General features: G+C 61.9%; 1 protein-coding gene. It reads left to right on the top strand.

The features are described from left to right. On the top strand, positions 1–25,857 hold the full coding sequence (locus TL5118_RS09535; protein WP_165590038.1) for an LEPR-XLL domain-containing protein: 25,857 nt from the start codon (positions 1–3) through the stop codon (positions 25,855–25,857).

Genomic DNA, 25,857 nt, shown 5'->3' on the forward strand with positions numbered 1-25,857 from the left:
GTGAGTAAGACGTTTAGAAACAAAGACCGCAAGGCGGCCACGAAAGTGGTCGCCAAAGGCGCTTCTGTCTCTCACGGTCTGGCCTTGCCACAGCCTGATCCCACCCTTGATCCATCCGCCGATCCCACCACACAGGATGGGTCCGGTCGCCTGTCGCAGTTCCTGAACAACTGGACGCGTGGCCTCTTTGCTAAACCTGCCCGCCGGTCCAAACATGTGCTGCGCAAGAAACGCAGCGGCATCGATGCGCTGGAACCGCGTGTCCTGCTGTCTGGCGATCCGATCAGCGCCGCCATGTCCTTTGCCGCGGGCAACAGTGACGCAACCCTGCGGGTGGTGGAGGTTGAATATAACCGCGGCACCGCCGATGCGCCGGACACCCAGAAAGAACACCGCCTGCAGCTGATCCAGGGCGTTTCGGCCACCGGCAGCAATGTCATCGCCGAGCGTCGTATCGTTGAGATTGACGGCCAAAAACGTGTTGTGACGGGTGATTGGGATGAAACCAGCACCCTAATCGACGTGCTGAACATCACCGGCAGCAGCGGCAACAACCGGCTGGTGATCGACCAGTCCGTACTGTCCTTGCATGAGGGCGTACAGTTCGATGTCTCAATGCAGGGGGGCAGTGACCAGATCATCGGCCCATCGGTCAGCGAAGGGCTGGTGTGGTCGCTCGACAGCAGCGATGGCACCGGGTTCAGCGGCGAACTGGCCATGCTGGCGCCAACTGGCGACATGACCAACCCCAGTGCCGGGGACCGCACCCTTGATAGCCGCGTCACCTATGAAGGCGGCAGCCGCGATCAGTTCCTCAGCTTCTCAGGCGTGACCAGCATCGATGGCAACAGCAGCCGCGATATTCTGGCCGACCGGACCACCGGGGCCAATGAATGGGCGCTCACCTGGGACGCCTCAGAAACCACACTGACCCGCAGCGGGATTACATTTCAGGGTGCCGAAGGGCTGAAAGGGCAGGGCCAGACGCACCTGAACCTCTCTTCCGAGGCCCGCAGTGCCAGCCAGACCGGCGCGGACATCAACGCCGAAAGCGGTGAATTGCGCCTCTATGAGGCCGGTGACAGCAGCCGCCAAAGCCCGCTGATGCTGGACACGCGCGGCATCTCAGCCTTTACCGGCACCGATGGGATGGATCTGGCGCGGGCGGCACAGGGCGTCGATTTCACCCTGCGGGGCGGCTATGACGTGGCCTATGGCACCGATGATCTGCTGCAATGGGATGTGACCAGCTTCAGCGCGACGGGCAATCCTGAGGCGGCGATCACCCTAGATTTCTTTGAATATACCACCAACCCGGCGACGCCAGCCGATGCCAACACCTGGGTGGATCTGACCCAAACTGCCCAGCTGAGCGGCGTTGATGAGATCCGCGGCGGCGATGCCGATGACCGGCTGATCTTGTCAGACACCAACGCCATGGCGGTGCTGATCAAAGGCGATGAGGAAAACGCAACACTGGATATCTCACGCGTGTCCGGCGGCACCTCGGTTCTGGTGGCCGACGATATCGAGTATCTGACCGCCACCGTGGCGGGTTCCATCCTTGATTACAGCACATTGGCCTATGACGTCTCGGTCGATTTCCAGCAGGGATCTGCCAGCGCCTTTGTTGGAATCGCAGGGTTCACCGGGGTCAAAACCGGCACGGGCGAGGATGACATCATTGCCGCCGCCGATACCACATTGATCGAAACCGGTGCGGGCGCGGATACCATCACGCTGACCCGCTTCACTGGCGCGGTGAGTGTTGATGCCGGCGCTGGGGTGGATGTGCTGAAGGGCGATCTGGATGCGCGTTCAGACAGTTACACCTATGTGGATGATGACGATCCCACCACGCCGGAACCCATCTATGATGCCAATGGGGTTGAGATCACCCGGGATCCGGTCACCAATCTGCCGGTCGGCAGCTGGCAGGTCACGGATCCGTTGAACAGCCGTTTTGAGGTCACCAACCTTGATAGCAACGGCGCCGACGGCACCTTTAGCACCGTTCTGGATGGCACCACCGCGCAGGGCGCAACGGCCAGCTTTGCCAATGTCGAAACCATCGAAGGCCAAGGCGCCGGCGGGGACGAAGATATTCTGGTGATGAACATCGGTGCAGGCGCGGATCCGATCACCTGGCAGGTGGTCAGTGTCTATGAGGGTGCTGTGCTGATGGGCAGCGGTGCGCTGGCCTATACCAATGTGGCGCGTGGCCAGAACAGTGGCAGCCGTCACCTGACCCTGGCCTATTCCGATGCCAGCGGCGCGTTCAGCGAATATGATGGCGACGTGATCGTCGACCTGATGACCGGCTATGCCTCTGGTTTTGAAAGCTTTACCGGCGATGTGAACACGCTGCTGGGCACCAGCAAAAACGATTCACTCCTCGGCAATCTGGCAACCACTCGGATCGAAGCCTTGGCGGGCGATGACCTTCTGGGGCTTGAGGCGCTGGATGGCGCTGTGGCAATCGGCGGCACCGGCACCAACACGCTGGGCTATCGCAGCGCGGCGGGCACGGTCACCCTGACCAACACAAACCTCAGCCAGAGCAACAGTGCCGCAAATGGCGTGGCCACCATTTCAGATATCAGCCGGGCGGTCATTCTGGCTACGGGAGACACCGCCGGTGTTACCATTAACGCCAGCGTATTTTCCGGCAGCACCGTGCTGCAGGGCGGCAGCGGCGCGGATGTGCTGAGTAGCGGTTTGGGCGCTGAAAACGGCTTCTTGTCCTCAGATGGGTCGGACACGCTGACCAACAACGGCTCGGCCGGGGCCTATTATCTGGCCGAAGAGGCCAGCGGCAACTGGACCGTGGGCGATAGCGGTGCGGCCGATATCGCGGTGGCGCGGGGCAGTGATTTCACCGACACGCTGATTGGTGCCTTCGATGAGGTGCGCCTGTTTGGCGATGAAAACGCCAACACCTTTAATGCCAGTGCCCTGACGCGGGCCAGCGTGGTTCTCTCCGGCAATGGCGGCGATGATATCCTGACCGGCGGCTCGCAAGATGACACGCTGAGCGGTGGCGATGGGTTTGACAGCTTTGATGGCGGCACCGGCACCGGCGATGTCCTGCGTGAAGATGGCTTCCGCGGTTATGACTTGACCAGCGGCGGGCTGTTCCATGACCGGGACACGGACACTGACTATACGATGACGGTGGCGCTGCCCGCGTCGACCGGCACGGATGACAGTTTCCGGCTGAAGATCACCGGGCTGGATGGGGTGCAGCTGACCTCAACCGCGCTTGGCTTTGCCGCAACGGATTTTGAGGTGCAGGCCGCGGTGCAGGCGATGCAGCTGTTTGACACCCAGGCCTATGAGGTCAGCACCACTAGGGATGGCACCGGGCTGCTGACCGGGATTGAGATTGCGTTCAAACACGGCTGGGGTGGCCGGGATCTGGGGCTGGCGATGCGCGCCACTGGATCGCACACGCCCTCCGGTGGATCTGAGACGCCGTTTGACACCGCGGCCACCGTCGTTGTCGGCACCCGCGGCGGTGTTGCGCGCGAAACGGTGACGGGGATCGAGCAGGCGGATTTCACCTTCCAGATCGATATGCCCGGCTGGGCCGTTGTGGATGGCTGGAGTGGCGCGGTGTCGATCACCGGCTCTGACCGGATTGACCATGTGACCCTGGGCGCGGATGACAGCGCTGATCTGGGCGAAGGCAATGATTTCATTGTGGTCACCGGCACCGGCACGCTGAGTGCCGATGTGGTGCTAAAAGGCGGTGAAGGGTTTGACCGGCTGACCGCGACAGGCCACACCACCCAGACGCTGAGCGACACGACCCTGGCGCTGACAAGCGGTGCGGTGAACCATGAAGGGTTCGAAGACTATGTTCTGATCGGCACCGCCGGGGCGGACACGCTGGATGCCTCGGGACTGGCGGCGGGTGAGCTGACAGCGGCAACGCGTTTGTCGACCCTCAACAACGGTGCGGGCCTGCCGATCCGGTCCTTGGACAATGACGCGATCGAGGTGGTCGACAGCTCCTCCGGTACGCCGGTCACCAGCAGCTTTGACACCGGCGAACGCGCCTATGACCTGAAGGTGATCCACCCCGACGGCACCGAAGCCTACGTAGATCTGACCGTTCTGGCCGAAACCATGCAGGATGTGCTGGATGCCTTCAACGCGGTCACCGGCCTGACCGCCACGATCAGCGGCGGCGCATTGGTCATCACCTCCTCGCTCACAGGGGCGGGGGCGCTGCGGTTCGAAGGGGTTGAGGTCACCGATAGCACCGCGCAGGGCAACTCCGGCACGCCACAGAATATCTATGTTGATACTTCCATGTTGGAGGCTTTGGGCCTTTCCGGGATGACCTTCTCAGGTGCGACGGTGACGGCCGGGCTGTCCAGCGGCACCTCGGTTCTGATCGATGGTGGGGCGGGGGATGACACGCTGACAGGCTCTGCTGGTGATGACTTGATCATCGCGGGCGCGGGTACGGATAGTATCACCGGCGGTGCGGGCTATGACCATCTGCTGCTGTCGCGCAGCGCCATCACCGGGGCGATCACCATCGGGGCCTCCAGCGCCAGCTCGGCAAGTGGCACGGACAGCTATAGCGGGATCGAACTGATTGAGGCGCGCGGCGATGCGGCGGCGCAAAATGTCAACGCAGGTAGTTGGACCGGTGATTTCCTCTATCGCACCGGTGGCGGTGCCGACACGATCACCAAAAGCGCCGGCGCCAACACCGTGGTTGTTGATGGCAACGGGATCCCTGTGGGTCTCAGCCTCAGCGGAGGGGCAGCCACCCCGGATGACGATCAGGTCATTGTTGAACTGAGCGGCACGGTCACTGGCGATCTGTCCACCTCGGCGGCGGGGATCACCGATCCGATCACCTTTGGTGCAGTGCCGATGCTGGCAGAGGATCTGCGCCTCACCCGTGTGGATGACAGCGTCAGCAATGACATCACTTTTGGCGCCAACACCAACTTCACCGCAGGCGGTGTGGTCAAGTTCGAAGCAGACTCGATTGTTGTCTCTGCCGATATCGTGCAGACCGGCGGCACGCCGGAGACCAACCGACTGATCTTTGAAACCACCAACTTCAGCCAGTTCCGCGGCACCCGGATTGCCAGCACGGGCGATGTGTTCTTCGTCGCCCGCAATGAGGATCGGCGCTGGACCTCAGGATTCTACCAGATCCAGTCCTTTGATATTGATTACACCTTCGGCGCCGCTGGCAGCGGATCCGGCATGGCTGTGGTCGAAGGCCGCAACATCCGGATCGACATGCGCGCCGGCAAACTGCCGCCCAAGGATGTCTCCACCGGTGATGAAACTTCGGATCCTAAATTCTTGGATTACCTTGCCGAATTTGGCCAGGACTTCCTGGATATGTTGGAAAGTCTGGCGCTGATTTCGGCCAATGCGCGGGTGCTGTCGAACGTCTCGCTGACCGCCACGGAACATTCGCAATTTGTCACCACCGGCACCGGGGCTGAGGGCAACTTTGATGTGCGCGCCGCGACCGAGACGATCAGCTCAGCTAAACCGATTGCGGTTCTTGCCGGTCTGGCGTTTGGTCTGAGTGAGGCCTATCACACGATCAATATCGACAGCCTGCTGGATATCTCAGGCGATATGGATGTGCGTTCGGTCGTGGACATGTCCAATGCGGCGCTGGCCGATAGTGGTGGTCTGGCCGGCATCGGCATCGGCATCGGTGTGACTGTCAATCTGGTCAACAATAACGTCACCGTTGCCGCCGCCTCAGGCTCCACCGTGGGGGGAGATCTGCGCGTCACCTCCGATACGATTGAGCGGATCCAGACCGAAGGCGGTGCGGCCTCGGCGGTGGATGGGGTCTTTACCCTTGGTCTGGCGGTTGAGGTGGGGATCAACAACACCTCAGCCCGGGTCAGCGGTGCGGATCTGACGGTGGATGGCAACCTGGTGGTGCAGGCCACAACCACCAAGGCCTCCCTGGAAAAGAAAATCGGCTTCATCCTGCCCTTTATGACGATGGGCGTTTCGGCCAGTGCGGCCACCGGCACGCTGGGCACGGGCAACTATCTGAACGATGCGGTCTCAAACGCGCTGCCCTTCACCCCGGCGATCAGCATTGCGGTGTCCAAAGGGGCGGCGGCCAGCCAGAAACCCGGCGGGTTGTTCAAATGGCTGAACAGCAAATACGAAGCGGCCCCCGTGCAGCCCAAGGTGCAGGTTTCGGGCGCGATCAGCGTTTTGGTCGATAAGGACAATGTCGATGCCTATCTGGGCGATGACAGCGCCACCAGCCTGATCAAGGTCGGCGGCACCACCAGTGTTGTCGGCACCGCAGCGGTGCGGCCCAAGATGACCACAACTGCGCTCAGCTCAAACGAGGGGGATGCAGGCGCAGGCTCCTCCAAGGCGGGGGTCAGCCTGGCGGTGAACGTCGGCATCATGGACATTGATGCAGACGCCACCATCACCGGCACCACCACGCTGCGGGCGCAAGGGGCGGTCAGCGTGACGGCCAAGTCTGAAAACAAGATCGATCCGTTGGGCCTTTGGGGTGCCAACCTTGTGGCGCCGGTTCTGGATGCGGCGGCGGCGCCTGATTTCAAGGTGGACAACGGCACGGTTCAGCAGGGCGATACCACCATTGCCGATGGCGTTGTGGATGTAGGCGCGGGCGATGTGGTTGAGGTTGGCGACAAACGCTATAAGGCCGAAGTGGCCCAAACCCAGATCAACCTGGCCGAGGAACAGTATAACGATCCCAGTTTCTGGGCGGAAATCACGCCCACCGGCACCGCGATTTCGGTGATCGGTGGCGCGGCCAACTATGTGGATGATAACTTCGGTCTGGCGGCCAACCTGTTTGACGTCTGGGGGCAAAGCTTTGCACGTGGCTCGGTTGTTGGTGTGGCCATTTCCCTGTCGGTTCTGGATCTGGATTATGAGGCCAACGCCACCATCGCAGATGGCGCCAAGGTTGTGGTCAGCGCGGATGGGCAGGACGCCGGTACCGTGGGCAGTGGCCATGACGTGAACGTCAGTGCATCTGCGCAAAATGACATGATCGCCCTGCATGGTAACTTTGCACCCTTTGGCCCGACCGCCGGCGACAGCAGTGCCTTTTCGCGCAACAAGGGGTTCCGTCAGGGGATGGGATCCTTCTACAGCAAACACAAATCTGCGCTCAGCAATTCGCAGCCGGTACAGAACCCACTGGGCAGTGGGGATACGGAAAATGCCGTGGGCGCCGCGATTTCGGTCCTGCTGGAACGCACCCATGCCAATGCAACAATTGGCGATGCGGTCATCATTGCCAACAACCTGACCTCGGACAGCAGCGCCAAACATCTGAACTTTGGCCTGGCGGCGGCGGGCGGCAAGGGCTCCTCCGTGTCGGTCAACGGGTCGTGGAACCACACCACGATTGACAGTTCGGCGATCACCAAGATCGACTCTGGCGCGATGATCACCCTGGCGGGCAATCTGGATCTGGACGCGACAGAGACCACCACAATCGTTCAGTTTGCCGGGGCGGTTTCGGCGTCCAACGGCACCTCGGTCGGCCTGTCGGGGGTCACCGTCCTCAGCGATCGTCACGCTGAGGTTCTGGTCGAAGGCAGCGGCGGCGGCACCTTCTCGGTCGGGGGCACCATGAGCATGGATGCAACCGTGTCCGGTGCGATTATCACGGGCGCCATTGCGGCCGCGGTAGCCACACCAGCGCCGCCGGATGCCTCCGGTGGGGCCGGTGCGCCCTCCAGCAGCAGCGCGGCCGGATCCGGTGGCGTTGCCGGGGCCTTGCCCGCGGGCGTGTCACAGGGCGCGGCGCAGTCCAATTCGGGCTTTGCGGTCTCGGGTTCTGCCATCGGCTATGAAGAAGACATCTACGTCAAAACCAAGATCGAAGGGCTGGCGCAGCTGAGTGCCACCAACCTGACCACCAAGGCCGAAGACACCGCAAACCGCATTCTGGTGGCCGGCGCCGGGGCGATGACCGCCACGCAAAACGGTGTTGGCGTGGCGGGCGCCTTTGTGGTGATCGACAGTCAGAAAGAAATCGACAGCCGCATTGCGACCGCTGGCAGCACCGCGATGCTGCTGAGTGCCGGCACGCTGACGATGCGCGCGCGGGACAATTCCGGCTACTTCAGCCTGGCCGCAGGTGTGGCCGCCGCCAAAGGCGCCAAAGGTGTTGGCGTCGCTGGGTCCGTCACCGTGACGGTGGCGCGTACAGAGGTTGATGCGGGCCTATTCGGCAGCTCAACCGCGCAGATCACACTGGGCAGCGCCACGGCGGCCGATATCTCGGCGCGCAATGACGCGCTTTGGTTGCATATTTCAGGGGCGGTGGCCTATGGCACCACGGCGGGCGTTGGCGTCTCGCTGGGCATTGCGGTAATCGACAGCCTGGTGGAAACCCATCTGGACCATGTGATCATGGGGTCGGGGATTGAGGCCGCATCGCTGAACGCGCTGTCTGTGAACTCGCTCACGCTGGTGAACCTCAGCTTTGGGGTTGCTGTCTCAACCGGTGCCAATGCGGCCGGTGCGGGTGTGGGCATGGTGGCGATCAACGTCTATCGCGCCAGCACGGTGGTTGAGGCCACCGGCAGTACCATCGATGTGTCGGGCAGCGGTGCGATTGCGTTGACCGCCTTTGACGAAAGCGCCCTGTCGGCCACGGCAGGCGGCGTTGCAGTGTCTTCTGGCGCAACCGCCGTGGGTGTTGCGATTGCCGTCAATATCGCGGCTGAGGCGGAAAATGATGCCAGCCAGACCCGCGGCACGGAGGTTCTGCTCACCGGTTCCACGCTCAGCAGCGGCTCGGGCCTGTTGTCGACCATCGCAACCAGCGACCTGACCATGGTTTCCATCGCGGTTGGGGTTGCTGTTTCAAAGAGCCTGGCACTTGCCGGCAGTGCAGCGGTCAACCGCAATGATATCGGCACCAAGGTTCTGGTGGATGAGGCCAGCACCCTTGCCGGCGATGGCTCCCTTCGGGTTGAGGCGGTGGATGTCTCGGACCACACCACAATTGCGGGCGGCGTTGGCGTGGCCTTTGACCCGGACAAAGGCGGGGCAGCTGGCGCAGGGATCGCGGTCACCATTGTCGACACACCGGTCAGCGCGGCGGTGCATGGCACCGTCACCATGACGCAGGATGCTTCGATCATTGCGCGGGCAGATCAGACCAATGTCACCGTTGCCATTGGCGGCGCAGGATCCGGCGGCTTTGCGCTTGGCGGCTCTGTCGCTGTGACCACGGTGAACGGCGATGTGACCACCTCGGTGGCGCCGACCACTGCCAAAACCTGGAGTGTGCGGGACCTGACCGTCGCCGCGCAGGACAGTTCTTCGGTCGTCTCCATCGCGGGGGCTTTGGGGGTCGGGTTGAACTTTGGTGGCGTTGGCGCGGCCTTTGGCACCATCACCTCCAACCGGTCCATCACCTCAACCATCAACGGGCCGGTGTCGATCACCGCCTCAGGTCTGGTGCAGGTGACCGCGGGATCGGTGAAACCCGTTGGGGCGGGTACAGATAACGCCTATCTGGATGCCGCCATTGATGGGCTGGGCGATGATGCCTTCAGCCAGGATGACAATGCGCTGGATAAGACCGATCTGCGCTCGCAGATGGTCAATATCACTGCGGCGGGCGGTGGCTCCAAAATGGTCGGGATCGGCTTTAACCTGGCCTATACCGAGGTCGATCGGCAGATCAGCGCCAAGGTCACCGGTGGTGCAACGCTGACCCTGACCAATGACGAAACCACCACCATCACCAATGGGGAGACTGGGCAGACCAAGGGCCTGCTGGTCAAAGCCGATGATGCCAGCGGTATCGTTGTGGTCTCCGTTGGTGCGGCGGGTGCTGTGGGGCCGGATTCCCCCATTGCGGTCGCAGTGGCGGGCAGCGTGGCCTATTCCAACATCGACAGTTCGGTCATCGCTGAGGTCGGCACAGCCACGATCAACCTGCAGAATGAGGCGGATCTGGGCGTTTTGGCTCGTAATGACGCGGATATCGTCGCGGTTGCGCTTGGCGCCTCAGTTGCGATTGGTGGTGCATTGGGCGGTGGGGCCGTGGGCTTTTCCGCCGCGGTGAACAAGGTCTCGGGTGAGGTTGGCGCGCGGCTCTCGGGCACGGTAACGGCCAGCGGTGGCGCAAAAACCAACAACATCTACGTTGATGCGGAAAACACCGCCGGGATCGTTTCGGTTTCCCTGGCGGCGGCCATTGCCGGCACCCATGGCGCGGTCAGCTTCGCCGGTGGCGGCGCCGGATCAGGCAATACCATTGCCGGGGCCACCTATGCGGTGGTCAGCGGGGCAACGATCAGCGGCGCGGATGACATGAAGGTCAACGCCGATGGTGAGGCCGATATCACCGCCGTTGTAGTGGGCATCGCCGTCTCGGTCACCGCGGGTGACAAGGGCAGCCTGTCCTTTGCGCTGGGGATTGCAGCTGCAAACAATGTCACCACCGGGCTGAACCGCACTATTGCGGGGCTCAGCGACACCTCGGATTACGTGGTGGCCGCGCGGGTGGCAGACAGTTCGGTTGTACTCGATGGCGCCTTGGCGGTCGACGCGGTTGCCGATCAGGCGATCCGGGCCGTGGTGTTGGCGGCATCGGTCGCGGTCGCGGCCTCCGGTGGGTTTGGTCTTTCGGCGGCGGGTGCAGGTGCCGGGGCAGGCAACTATGGCTCCACCTCAGCCCTCGCTGAGGTCAGCGGTAGCAGCAGCGCCCATCAGGTGGTGTCCAATGGCATCCATGTTGAGGCGCTGAACCTGTCGCGCATTACAGCCGTGATCGGCTCTGCCGCCGTGGCTGTGGCCTTTGGTGGTGGCACCAATGTGGCGCTTTCGATCGCGGTGGGTGTTTCTGTCAATGAGATTGACGCCAAAACCGTGGCGCGGATCACCGGCTTCAGCGCGGCGGGCGCTTTGGATGCCGGCAGCGGTGCGCTGGAGGTTCTGGCCAAGACCGAACGGGGCGGCGACCGGTTGGACATTTCTTCGACCTCCGTGGCGGCCTCGGTCGCGATTGCGGCAGGTGGGGCCACGGGGATTGCGCTGGCGGGTGGCGGCGCCAATTCGATCAACAAAGTGACCGGCGAAACCAAGGCGGAGCTGAGCAACATCGGTGCGGGCACCGCGGGCACGGTGACGGTCAGCGCGCTCAACCGGATCGATATTGACGCCAATGTGGTGGTTGTGGCCGCAGGTGTTGGCGCGGCAGGTTCGGGCGGTGCAGGGGCGGCGGCTATTGGCGGCGTTTATGTCTCAAACACCGTGGGCAGCAGCAGTGATGCCTTTGACGTGCGCGCCAGCGTGGCAGATGCGCGGATGACCGTGGCGGGCGCCATGGCGGTGACGGCAACCAACACCTCAACCATATTCGCCAACGGTGATGCGGTGGCGGCAGCCGTGGCCCTGTCCAGCGATGTGGCCGCCAGTGGCGCAGGCGCAGGCGCGGGCGTTTACAACAACGTCTATGTGAACACAGCCGCCTCGGTCTCGCGCACCAACGGTCCGGTGGGTGGTCTCAACACCATGCTGCAGGTCGCCAGCCTTGAGGTCACGGCGACAGACAACGCAGATATTGAGGCTGTTGCAGTAGGCGCTGCGGTTTCGGTCGCAATTGGCGGCACCGCGATGGCGGCGGGCATTTCCATCGGGGTGGCGATTGCCGAAAACACCGTTGGCTCCTCGGTACTGGCAGAAATCAAAGATGGCGCTTTGGCGGCTGATCAGATGATCGTTGCGGGCACGGCGGCCAGTGGCAATACGGCGGCGACCGGTGGCAATATCACCGTCACCGCAGACAATGACGCGACGGTGCATGGCACCGCGGTGGCGGCCTCGGTCGCGGCAGGGGCAGGGCTGTTTGGCGGTCTGGCCCTGTCTGGCGCAGGTGCGGCGGTGCATAACGCCGTCAACAACAACGCTGAAGCTTTCATCACCAATGCGCAGCTGACCACCTACAATGGTGACATCAATGCGATCGCCACCAATGACACCACGCTGAAGGCGCGGATCGTCACCGTCGCAGCTGCGGCCAGTGCCGGTATTCTGGCCGGTGCCGGATCCATCGGGATTTCCATCCTGACCAGCCGCGTGGGCGGCGATGAGGCTGCGGATCGTTCCCATCGCACCCGCGCGGTGGTCACCAACAGCGTGCTCAGCGCCAGCGGCGGGGTTGAGGTCAAGGCAGACGCCAAAGAAACCCATAACGTCGAAGCGGCAAGCGCTTCGGTCGCGCTGGCAGTGGGCATCGGTGGTGCGGTCGCCGGGGCAGGGATTGGCGTTTCGGTGTCGAACTACTCCACTGTGGAGGCGCTGTCCGCCGACAGCCTGATCACCGCAGGCGGGGACATCAAGATCCTGTCCTACGCCGAAACGCTGGTGAATGACGATGTGCCGAACGGGTCAGGCTCCACCATGGTGGGGGTCGCGATTTCGGTCGGCCTTGGCGCGATTGCGGTCAATGTGAACATCCTGAAGGTTGATGTGCAGAACACCTCACATGCGGATGTGACCCACTCGGGCCATAGCGGTGCGGTGCTGAACGCCGGCGGCAATGTGATGGTGGAGGCGGACTCCATCTCACGGCTCACCGACCTCAACGGTGTGGGTGTGGCGATCTCGGGCGGTGGCATCTCGGCCACCGGGGGTGGTTTGAACATCACGCTGACGGTGAACAACAGCGTGCGCGCGATGGTGGATCTGTCGGGCAAGGATTCCGAAATCCAGGCCACATCTGGCGCAGTGACCGTCAAGGCGCTGGACACGGCCGAGTTCAGCTCAAACGTGGCCAATGTGAACGCAGCGATTGCGCCGATCGGTCTGGCAGTTGGCGCGGCGGTGATGAAAAGCCGCCATTCTTCAACCGTGACCAGTCTTATCAAAGACGCGAGGATCACCGCGCAATCCGTTGAAGCCAGGGCAGAAACTGATGTCGACATCACAGATGTCGGCGCCACAGGCGTCAGCGTTGGGGCGGTGGCGATTGAGGTGAACGTTGCCCGGGCCGAGGCAGCAGGCACCGTCAACACCACCGTGGACAACGCGGTTCTGGTGGGCTCGGACTATGTGGATGTAAAGGCGCTGGCCGATCTGTTCCTGCGCTCCTCTACACTGGGCGTTTCGGCAGGTCTGGGCGCTATCGGGTCGATGACCGCCTTTGCTGAGGCCGGTCTGGGCGCCGATGATGGTGGCACGGATGACGGTCTGGCCGACGTGCTGGTGACCTTCCAGAACAATGCCGAGGTTGTCAGCCAGCAGCTGAATGTGCTGGCCGATGCTGAGGTTGATATGTTCGTGGACACCACCGCAGGCGGCGGCGGTGGCTTCTCGGCCATTGGGGCGGTCAGCCATGTGCGTGACAACACCACGGCTGAGGTCATGGTCGGCGCCAACACCCAGGTGCGGGCGGATGGGGTCAACATTTCGGCGCGCGCGGAACGGGCGATGGACGGTGATGCCGATGCCAACTCACTGGCAGCGGCCAGCGGGGCCGGCGCGCAGCTGAACCTGACGGCTGAGGGCGATGCCCGGGTGATCTTTGCCTCCGGCACCGGTGCCAATGACCGCACCAAAATCACCGGCGGTGCGATCCAGATCGACACCTACAACAAGGTTTACAAGGAATATATCGTCGGCATCGGTGGCGCGACGGCCTCTGACACCAACAACGTGTCCTCCGGCTCCGGCAACCTGGCGGGGCTGACCATCATCGGTACCCGGTCCTATGTCGGCTCCAGCAGCGATAAATCCCGTTCGGCGATTGATCTGGGCGATGTCTGGCTGGAAGGCAAAGGCACCTTCGAAAACAAATCCCGCGTGCTGGTGCGTGCGATCACCGATCACTCCGCCGCGGATTCGGTTGAGGTCTTTGCGCTTTCGGGCGTCGCTGGATTGGCGGTGTCTTACACCGAACAAGAGATCAACGCCGAAACCGATGTGACGATGGACGGCGCCTATATCGATAACCTTGGCGGCGACGTGAAGGTCGAAACCCGTGCCAACGTGCGCAACACCGCAGATGGCGCGGTGTTCCAGACCGGCGCGGTTTCCGCCAACCTTGGCATTGATGTGAAGGCCCGCACCAATTCGGCCACCACCATCGGCGTCAACAACGCGCTGATCGAAGGCGCGCGTGTGGAACTGAGCGCGGGCAAGGCCAATGGCACCGTCAACTCGACCATTTCGCGCACGGCGGCCAACGGTTCCCTGGTGTCGCTGGGGATCTCGCTGGGGGTTGCGCTGCAAACCAACAGCACCGATCGCGTGGCTTCGGTGGACATTGACAGCACCTCGCAGATTAAATCGGCCGGGAACCTGTTGCTGAGCGCCGAGCGTGGCCTGTTCCAGGAAAGCTATGATGGTCTGGTGCTGGTGCTTGCGGTGCCGCCCTATGGCTACAACGTCACCAATCAGGGCAGCCACACCGGATCGGCCAATGTGAACATCGATCCGGCCGCCAAGCTGCGGGCCGGGGTGAACTACCAGACGGTCTATGAGGTTGCCTATGTCGGCACCGGATCGACCAATCGCTGGCAGGACAACGCCGTTTCAGCCACGCCGCGTCAGCTTACCGATGCGGAAAAGGCCGAGATTGGTGTGGCCAGCAATCAGGATTACGTCATCCAGTATTGGGATCCGCAGACGCTGGCGACCGATATGTACAATGGCGATATCGTACTGCTGGAGGCCGTCAATGTGACCAGCGGCGATGCGCAGGGCACGGCGGGCAACTATTACCAATATCTGGGCACCGGGCCGACGCCTGTGATCACCCAAGCCACCGATTACACCAACACCGCCCTTTGGCGGAACCTTGGTGCAGCGCCGGACCAACTGGCGCAGGATCGCGCCTTTGGTTCCAACGCCAATGACTACATGCGCAATGCCTTCCTGAACCAGATTGTGGTGGTGCGCCCCGGCACGCTGGACAATCCGGTGATCAGCGTCGGCCAATTGGCGACGCTTCTGGCCTCGCAGTATCAGCAGGTGCGCCAGTGGATGCGCGATCACAACTCCAACCCTGAGGCGCTGGTGCGCTATCAGGCGCAGCTGGATCAGATCGTCACCCAGATGACCAACCTGGGCCTGCAGCCGCCCACCGGCAGTGGCGATGTGCCGCCGGTGATTGAACAGACCCTGCCGACGATCTTCCTTGAGATCCCCAATATCACCGCCGCGCCCGGTTCGATTTTTATTGAGAGCGAACAGGCGATCACCAGCTTCACCGGGCTGGTCACCGGCGCCGACCCAACCCTGATGGCGCATCGCGATGTCACGGTTGAGGTGCTGTCAGACGTCTTCATGATGCACCGCGTCAATGACGTGGTGATCGACAATACCAAAGTGGCGCGTTTCAGCGCCGCCACCGGCGATTATACCGAGTTCTATCCGGGCAACATCTACGCCAATGATGTGCTGGTGCCGGGCTCCACCCAGCGCACTGGGGAAGCAACCGCCAATATCACCATCCAGATCAATGCGGTGAACCGGAACCGCTATGAATATGTGGACGCGATTGCCACGGTTTATGCCGCCAACAATCAGGTGCCGGATCCCAATACCGGCGCGCTGGTGCCAGCAACCCTGCCGAACCTGCCGCCGGATCTGTATCTGCTAGGTTCGGTCGTGAATGATCTGGGCAATGTGACCGTGTCGACCACCGTGGGGGCGATCCGCCTCACGGGCACTGTGCTGGCCAAGACGGTGAATATCCAGTCCGGCGGTGACTTCGTTGTCTCAACCGATTGGTATCACGCCGGGGCCAACCCGCGCACTTACGCCGGGATCAGCGCCTTTGTTGGTAGTCTGGAACCCAACAATGGCAACAGCGCCAAAGGCACAACCGCAACCGCCTATGCCACCGTCGGCGATGGCTCTGGCACGGCCGAAGCCATTCAGGCCGGCGCCGCGCTGGCCGCATCACAATCGGCTGTGGTGGCCAATGGCATCGTGTCGATCGTGGCGACCAATGTGAACGTCAACGGGCTGATCCAATCGGGGGTCAAATCCGCCTCGATCACCATCCCGGAAAACTTCACCCCGCCGTCGATTTCCACCTCACTGGTCAGCGCCAGTGATCAGGGGCTTTATGGGGTGCAATTCGGCGCCATCAATGGCACGCAGGTGCCGCTGTCATCGCGTTGGGATGAGCAGGAACAAGCCATCATAATGGATGAGATCGATTTTGCCGGCGGGCGGATTGAGATCACCGGCGATGTCTTCTCCACCGGCAACGGTCAGCTGCTGGTGGCCTCGGGCTATGCCGATGTGGCGATCAGGAATTACTCCAACTACGATCTGATCCTGAACGGGATCAACACCAGCCGCGACCGCGAAGGGGTGATCCAGATCACCGACACGCTGAACAAGCAAAGCGGGGCCGCCGCCAGCCGCACGGTCTATACCGAAAACGCCGGTGGCATGACGGTGGAAACCTTCCGCGGTGACGTGCAATACGATGCCAACGGCGATTTCGAAGGGGTGCAATTTACCTCACTCGGCAGCAGCTCCATCAACGGGCTGACCACAACCTATGCGCCGAAGGACGGCACCTATTACGTCTGGACCGAAGGTCAGGCGACCATCCTGCAGACCATCGAAACCCGCTATGTGAGGACCTTCAACCTGTTCTTCAACTTCTCAGCCGGGGGCGGCACGCTGCTGTCTGAGAACCTGGAAACGCTGAGCGACAGCCCGCTTCTGGAAAGCCAGGGCACGCAGAATTACTACGGCGCGGATGGCGTGGCGGCCTTGGGGGGCTGGACCACTGGCACGCCACCAGCCAATGCCGATATCATTGCCCGGTTCCAGAACGTTTCGAACGTGGCGGTGACGTTGAACAACGGCGATGTGATCCGCCACGATTACACCTCCGGCAGTACCGATATGACGGATTATTACCGTTACAACCCGTCGGATGCCGCTGCGACGCTGGAAATTGAGCTGAGTGAGCTGTTTGAGGCCGATGGCAGCCTCAAGTCGATCTACACCGGTGATTTCAACGCTGTCACCGGCGAGGATTTTGACGAGACCAACCGCGACACCGGGGAATACCTGTCTGACTTCAAAAACTTCGACCAAACGCACCGCCGCTGGTCCGAAGGTGGCGGGTATATGAAGAAAAAGACCGTCTATAATGAGACGACAACCACCGAAGGCCTGAAGAAATATTGGGATATCGGTCTGCGCGCCAACCACGCGATCGAAATCGGCTTCCTGGAAAGCAGCGCCACCCCAACGGTGCTGATCGAAAGCGTCGGCGATGTGATCCTGTCTGGTGACATCCGCACCGCTGCCCATGCCGAAGTGTCGATCAACAACAACTTCGCCACCCCGACCAAGGCCTTTGGCGCCAATGGCGGCGGCGTCAGCGCGACTAAGAATGTCTCGATCAGCGGCAAGCTGCAGGCAATCCGTACCAATGGCACCGTCGACTTTGTGCTGATCAATCTGGTCAACACCGCGGCCCCGGCAGCCTTCAGCAGCTTCGCAGCCAGTTCGGTTGCCGTGCCCACTGATGTGCAGGTGCTCGATATTCAGGTCAGCTCGGGCGATATTCTGATCGGGCTGGGTTCCAACACCAATGACAAGGGCTCGGTCATCATCAAGGAGCTGTCCACCGGCAGCGGCACCGTGGCGATCAACGCACCGCAGGGTATTTTTGCTGAGGCCAAGGCCGCAGGGGACACCAGCGCCCATATCACGGCCGACCGGATTGAGCTGCAATCCAGCCAGTCCGTTGTGGGCACCGAAGCGCAGGCCGTACTGATCGACACCAACCATCTGGTGGTGGACGGCGGGTTTGCCGGTGCTGCGGCGCTGGGGATGAACGTGGTTGAGGTGGCTGGCGATCTGCATCTGGTCCAACCCGAAGAGATCCGCACCGATTTCCTGCGTGAGGATGATCCTGGACCAATCTCAGTGGGCACACTGGCTGGCATCCTGCGGTTGACGGCGCTGGATGGGTCAATCCTGGATTATAACTTTGAAACCGACGGCGCGCTGACCAATGCGCGGCTTGCGGCCTATCAGGCGCGTCTGGGTCTGACCGATGGCAACCGGACAATCGCGGGCAACCAGTTGGATAACCAAGTGGTCGCGGATTATCAGCTGTATGTGGAATATTGGAACTTGATCCGCACCCCGGCGGGGTCAGGCCCAGTGGATCCGGATCTGAACAATGTGGCGGCGTTCAACACGCTGGTCACCAACACCGCCGCCGCCAATCCCGGCATGACGGAGGCTGAGGCGCGGGCGCAGCAGCTGGCGCGCTTTGATGCGCTGCACGCGGTGGAATACGATCAGGGCTTCCGCAACAGCGACAGCTACAACCGCTACTTCGCCCTGATCTGGAGCGCCAGCGAAAGCGTGGCGCTGGATCAGATGAGCACCTTCCAGGCGCTGGCGGATGATCAGCTGCTCAGCCAGTTTGCCGGTGATTTCGCTGACACTTACAGCGGAATCCACACCGTGCTGGCAGGGCGGGACGTGGGCGCCAGCAGCGCGGCGCGGATCTATGTGGAGACGATCCACACTGATGCGGTCAGCCAACCGGATCTGGCAAGCAGCGCGGCATATCAAACCTATATCGCGGATCTGACAACCGGTGGCGCAACGGCGCAGGAAATCGCCGCTGCTGAGGCTGAAATGGCCGTGCTGCATGATGCGCTCTGGGCGGCAGAAAACGCCCGGTTGCAGGATTACATCGATGTTGTCCGTCTTGGCGCGCAGGCCGAGGGTGGCAAAGACAGCGGTGGCCAGTATCTGGACGTCTGGTCGCAATTCCTCACCCGCGGCACCACGGCGCAGGTCGCTGATGATATGGAGCTGGGCAATTTTGATACGCTGGTCAGCGGCTTTGACGGCGTGGCGGCCCGCACCGCGATTGAGGCGGATCTGACCTACACCTACGGTGTGCTGCATGAGGCCAATCGCGATGCGACCGGGCCCAAGGCCAGCTATGTCGAAAGCCTCTATCTGGAAGGGGCCGCGCGTGAGGCGGCAATTGACGCAGAACTGGCCAGCATGACCAGCCTGAACCAGACCTTGCCCGCAGCTGTGGCCAAGGCGCTCTACCCGCTGTTGGAGGTCGGATCGATCTCAGGCGCGGCAACGGCGGCGGCAGAAAACGCCAATATCATTGCGCCCGAGGTTTTCCTGGTGGCGGCTGGCACAGACGCCGGTGAAGGGCAGATCGGCACCCTGACGGAACCCAAGGACATTGATTTCACCGCCCCGATTGAGCTGGATGCCTCACTGTCGGATGCCGAAAATCAGGCCCGTCTGGACGCGCAGAACCTGCGCCGGGCACTGCAGGTGCAGGACATCGTGGATGTGGTGCATCAGATTTATGTTCGCACAGGCGGTGAGACGGTTCTGGCCGATGCCCCCGAACGCGGCGCGCTGGAGGCGGATACTGCAAACTGGACCAAACTGGACCTGATCTTCTCGGATATGACCGATGGCAACCGCCCGACGGTCACCCTCAGCACTGGGCAGGTTCTGGGTCTCTGGAACACCTGGCCGGGCAGCGCGGATGCCACTGCTCATACCTATCGTCTGTTCCAATATAACGGTGCGGGCACCGGGGCGATTGATCCGCAATCGATTGACTGGGACAACCCGCCGAGCGGTTGGAGTGAACTGACAACAATTAAACAGGTTCCTGAGGTTGGCACTGTAACTGTTTCAAATGGCGATATTTTTGCGGATCTCTGGGATGTGCAGCGGGTCTCGGCGCGGCCGTTTGCGGATGTGAACCTGCGGGCCACGGCGCTGAATGCGGCGACCTATCTGACGATGACCTCTTCCTCGGTTGCGGGCATTGGTCATGACGGGGTTGAGCTGCACATTCGTGAGGCCAACAGCGGCGGCTTCCTGCGGTTGCTGACCACTGGCTCACTGATTGACGCATCGCTCAGCGGCACCGCTGCAGCGACCGCAAGTGACTACATCAGCCTGATTGCCGATGGGGCGATTGGCACCGGCGATCAAGCCTTTACAATCAATACCTTGAACGATGCAGTTCTTCTGCTTCAGGCGGGCAGTGACGCCAGCATCGAACAGCTGGGCGGGGATCTGAATGTACAGCGCGCCCTGACCGGCGGTGATCTGGAACTGACCGTGCCGCAGAACCTGATTGTTGGTGACATTGACGCGGGCGGCACCGTGAAACTGAACGTTGGCGGCAATGTCAGCGATTTTGCCAATGACGATGGCGACCCCAGCGCAGATATCACCGCTGCGGCGATGGAACTGGATGTCACCGGCAGTTTCGGCACCTCTGGCGCACGGATTGAGATTGATCTAGGTGCAGGTCTGATCGGCACCGTCGGCGGAACCATCTTTGTGCATGATTTCAATATCTTCGCACTCGGAGGTGATCTGACCATCACCGGCGCCGCTGATATCCTCAGCGAAGCTTCGATGCTGGGCAGTGCCAATGCGACGCTGACGGCTGCAGGCATTACGCTGCAGTCCCGTCTGGGCGATATCGGCGCGATCAGCCCGCTGGTGCGCTTTGACATTGCGCTGACCTCGGGCGGCTTGCTGACGGCGACGGCGGTGAACAACATCGTGATCAGCTCAGCCGGGGCGGTTGCGGTCAATCGCATGACCTCGCAGCAGTTGATCGATATTGAGGCGGTGGGTGCTGTCACCGATGGCAATGCAGATACGGCGTTGAACATCGAAACCACAAACCTGCGGGTTGCCGCACTGGGTCTTGGCACCGTTGGCAATGCGGTTGAAATTGACGCGACCCGGCTGGCCTTTGACATTGGCACCGACGGTGTTGTTGTCGAGGATATCGAGGGCGGGCTGCGCATTGATGAAAACCACTACAGCGGGTTTGCCGCGCGGTCGGCGGGCGATGTTGCGATCTCCTTGCGTGAGAGCACTGATCTGGATGAGGATCTGGTGATTGCTGGCAATGTGTTCGTTGGGCAGGCCGGTCAGCCGGATCGTAACCTGACCCTGACCGTTGGCGATGATTTCACGCAAACCGCGGCCAGCACGATCACCGCAACAGGTGCGATTGACCTGCAGGCCGATGTGCCCAGCGGCGATGTGGACGCGGGGGCTGCGGTGCAGATCTTTGGCGCACTGTCGGCGCAGCAAATCACCGTGACCACCGGCCTCGACAAAGACAGCGTGCTGGTGCAACCGGGCGTTATCAGCGGCGATGTGCTGATCCAGACCGGTGCCAATCAGGATGCGATCACGATCACTGAGCTGGGGGAACGGGATCCGGCGGACGAATTTGTGATCGACGGGCAGGGTGCCACCGATGAGGTGGTGATCAACCGCAACAGCGCCGCAGTCAACAATGTGATCACCGTGGCCGACAGCGGCGCGCCCAATGATGGTGCGGATATCCTGACCATCAACGGGCGCGATGGGGCTGCCGATGCCATTCTGGTGCGCAAGGAATTCATTGCGCTGCTGAATGAGGACAGCGCAGGCAACACGCTGGATCCGGTGGAGCGCATCATCTACGCGGGCAACCGCAATGGCAGCGATTTCAACGTCAATGGCCGGGTGCGGGTGAACAGCCTGGGCGGCAATGATGCCTTCTATTCCGATGACAGCGGCACGATGATAACACTGGACGGCGGCGCGGGTGATGACCTGTTCCAGATCGGCCAGATGTACGGATCCGACCGGGTGGCGCCGAATGTGGCGGTGGGCGATGAGATCGAAACCAATGAAACCACCCAGGGCTTCCTGTCGGTTGGCAACAGCCATCCGATGACGGTCTTTGGCGGGCTTGGGCATGACACGTTCAACGTCTATTCCAACAAAGGCCTGACCAAACTCTTTGGCGAAGATGGCAATGACACCTTTGTGGTGCGCGCCTTTGTACTGGCCGCGGATGGCGCCACTCTGGCGGGCGGCGGGGACACCGAAGCCTTTGGTGGTGTCGGGGATGACACGATCCTCTATAACCTCAACGCACCGCTGAAACTGGATGGCGGCGCGGGCACCGACTCGATCGTTGTGTTGGGCACCGAACAGGATGACAGCTTCCTGCTGACGGATGAGGGCATCTTTGGCGCGGGGCTGAACATCAGCTTCGAAGGTGTTGAAAAGGCTGAGGTTGATGGCCTGGAAGGTGATGATACCTTCTACGTCCAATCCACCGCGGCGGGTATGTCGCTGACGGTGATTGGCGGGTTGGGATCGGATTACATCAGCGTTGCAGGTGATGTGACCACCGACATCGTTTCGCTGGAGGTGGAAGGCACCAGCGGGGTTGTGAACCACTCGGTGGCCTCGGCGGATCCCAGCTTCAATGAGATCTTTGTGGATGGTCTGCGCCTGAACGTCGCCACGGAAGACTCGGGCCTGTTTGAGATCGACAGCAGCGGTCTGGCCAGCCTCGATGAGGGCGGGGCCTTTGGCTATTACGATATCCGGATGACCACGGCGCTCAGCACCACGGCCTATCTGACGGTATCGGCCGCGCGGTCTTCAGGGCAGGATCGTGGCCTGCCGGGCGCGGTCAAGGCCAACTCGGCCCTGGTGTCCACCACCTCGGGCGGTGAGTATCAGTCAGCGACCGTTCTGACCTTCACCAACTCCACCGCCTGGCAGCGGGTCTATGTGCAGGCGCCTGAAGATGACGCCGCCGAAGGGTCGCGCACCGTGGTGATCAGCCATCAGGCGAGCGCTGCTGCGGCCGGCGACGCGACCGAGCAGACCCGGATCAATGAGGCTAAGGTCAACAACACCGAGGTGACGATCTTTGACAATGACGCTTACGGCGTGCTGGTGGATGGCGATCCGTCCAGCATCGATGTGACCGAAGGCGGTCTGGGCCAGGATCTGACGCTGCGCCTGTCACGCGCACCTGAGCCCGGCGAAGATATCGTTTATGAGGTGAGCGTCCCCGGCAATGACTTCACCGTCACCAGTGCGGATGCCAACGCCTATATGGCCGATGGTATGCTGCATCTGCGCTTCAACCAGGTCAATTACGCCGCGGGGATTTCGGTCACCGTGACGGCGGTGGATGACACCATTGTTGAAAACCGGGAACGCCAAACCCTTTCGGTGACACTGGACAGTGCGGACACCACGCAGGCCAGCTGGGATGACCAATCTGGCGGCGCTGAGGTGGATGTGCGCATTCTGGACAACGACAAGGGTGAGGTGATCGTCAGCGAAACCAATGGCGATACCATCGTCACCCAAAGCGCGCCCGACAGCTACACGCTGCAACTCTCCAAAGCGCCAACGGCGGATGTGGTGGTCTCGGTCCTCAGCGATGGCAGCACGGTGGCCAGCTCTTCTGACAGCCGCTGGGATGATACGGCCAAAACGGTGACCTTCACTGCCGCCGATTGGAACACACCGGTCACCATATGGCTGGCCGCATCGGCCACGCCGCCGAGCGAACCCCAGCCGACGGTCAAACCCGGCGTGCAGGATCACATCATTGCCGGTGTGCAGGGGCCGCTGACGGTCTTTGGCGGTGTTGGCAACGGCGCCGACCGGACCATCGCCATCGCCAAGACATTGCCGACGGAAACCAACGCCGATCTGCCGCAGGTCGAGGAGCTGGTGAATGAGGATGAGCAGACCGACCGTCTGGTTGTCTTCAACGATGGCAGCGCTGCGGTTCAGTCAGGCACTTTGAGCGAAGACAATCTCTCAGGCTTTGGTCTGGGCGCGACGGATCTAGTGTTGAACAACGGCACCACCGCGGTGCCGGATCTGGTGACCTACCGCGCCGGCATCAACTATCATCAGATGGAAGTGGTGGAGCTGCTGCTGGGCTCAAACGCCGACACGCTGGAGATTGAGAGCACCGCTGAAAACGCCCTGACCGTGGTTCACGGTGGCGGCGGAGGTGACACCATCACCGTGACCGGTGCCGATGGCAGTGCCAATGTCGGCGGCGATAGCCGGACGCTGGCGGTCTTTGGGGACACCACGCAGGACGGGCAGCGCTACAACAGCCGCTCAGACGCGGTGGATGGGACCGGCCGTCAGTTTGCGGCTGGTGGTGATGATGTGATCGATGTCAGCGGCGCCAATGGCTTCGTCATAGTCTATGGCGGCGTGGGCAACGATGTGATCACCGGCACCAACTTCAATGACCATCTGCTGGGTGGCTCTGGTAATGACGTGATCCATGCGCTGGCCGGAAACGATCATGTCTATGGCGACAATGGCCTGAACATCGATCAATCCGTGCGCAAGGAGTTGCAGCCACAGCTGATTTCCATCGTCCTGTCGCAGGATCTAACGGCGACCGGGTTCAATGCCCAAACCGGCGATGCCCTGGCGGCGGCAGGTGCGGATCAGATCACCGGCAGCGGCAACAATGTGATCGTGACGGACTTTGGCGTCATCGAACAGATTGCTGGCACCAACCGCGCCTTTGACACTGCCAGCCTGACCCGCGTCACCTCGGCCCGCGTGGATGAGGGCGGTGCTGACACGGTGACCTTGACCGATGGCTTTGATCTGGTGATCGGCGGGCAGGGCGGTGACACCCTGTCGATCGGCACCGGTGGCGGCGCGGTTCTGGGGGACAATGGGGAGATCGTGATCGATCCAACCACCCAAGCGCTGAGTGAGATGCGCACGACGGACACCGCCCATGGCGGCGGCGATGTGATAACGGCTGGCAATGGCTCGGCCCACCTCTTTGGTGGCAGCGATGGCGATACCATCACATCGGCCGATGGCGATGATGTGATTGCCGGCGATCAGGGCAGCCTGACCTTCAGCGATGGGGTGCGCGCGGTCTTCACGGTTGAGATTGAGGATCCCGCCCATGGTGGCGACGATGTGGTCTCCACCGGGATTGGTGATGACTGGGTGATCCTGGGCGAAGGGGCCGACAGCGCAGTGTCAGATGATGGTCTGAACATCGTGCTGGGCGATGCCGGCCGGATTGAGGCCAGCGCCAGCACCGGTGTGGCCGTGCAGATTGACACAGCACAGCCAACCCTTGGCGGTGATGACACCATCATCGGCGGCGCAGGTCGGGATGTACAGTTCGGCGGCGCGGGTGCGGACAGCCTGACGGGCAATGCCGGTGATGACCTGATGCAGGGCGATCACGGGCTGCTGACACGCGCGTTGTCGCTGGCCACCGGACAGTGGACCTTTGAAAGCAAGGACATCACCGAAGGCGGTGACGACGTGCTGATCGGGGACACGCTGGCGGATCCTGATATCGGTCGTGACTTCATGATCGGCGGCATTGGCAACGATACCTTCTCGATGAGCATCGGCACCGATGTGGTGGCGGGTGAATTCCTGCGCGTACGCTTTGAAAAGGATCAGACGGGTGAGGAAACCATCACCTCCTTCCTGACCCCGGCGGTGAAGGATCTGGACCTGCTGGTACAGATCACCCTTGGGGTGAACTTCGCCTCTGAGGCCAGCGCCATTGTTGGCCCGCCCGAAGGGGTGAATATCGACTTTGGCCTGCCCGGCGATGTGCGCATTTCGATCACCGACCGGATGGATCTGATCTTCCTGCTGGAGGATATGCTGACCGGCGCGATGATGGAGGGGCTGCTGTCTGAACAGGCCGCGTCTGAGGTTGCGGGGCTGCAGGGCTTCCGGATGCTGACACCTGAAATTCTGGCCACCTTCGGTGTTGACCCGGCGGTGCTGGAACAAGAGGGCGACGCCCCGGCGGAGCCTGCCGAACAGCCTGGCACCCCCAATGTCGTTGAACCCAGTCTGCCAAACCCGGAAGAGGCGCAGAACCTCTTTGGTGTGACCCCCGAGGCGACAGAAACCGCCGCGGCGGCGCCGCAGGGTGGTTGGCGAATGGCGGGCTGGCGGCTAGGGTCATCCGACACGGTTTCCAACGGATAG

Source organism: Thalassovita autumnalis (genome assembly GCF_001458255.1).
GTDB classification, from domain to species: Bacteria; Pseudomonadota; Alphaproteobacteria; order Rhodobacterales; family Rhodobacteraceae; genus Thalassobius; species Thalassobius autumnalis.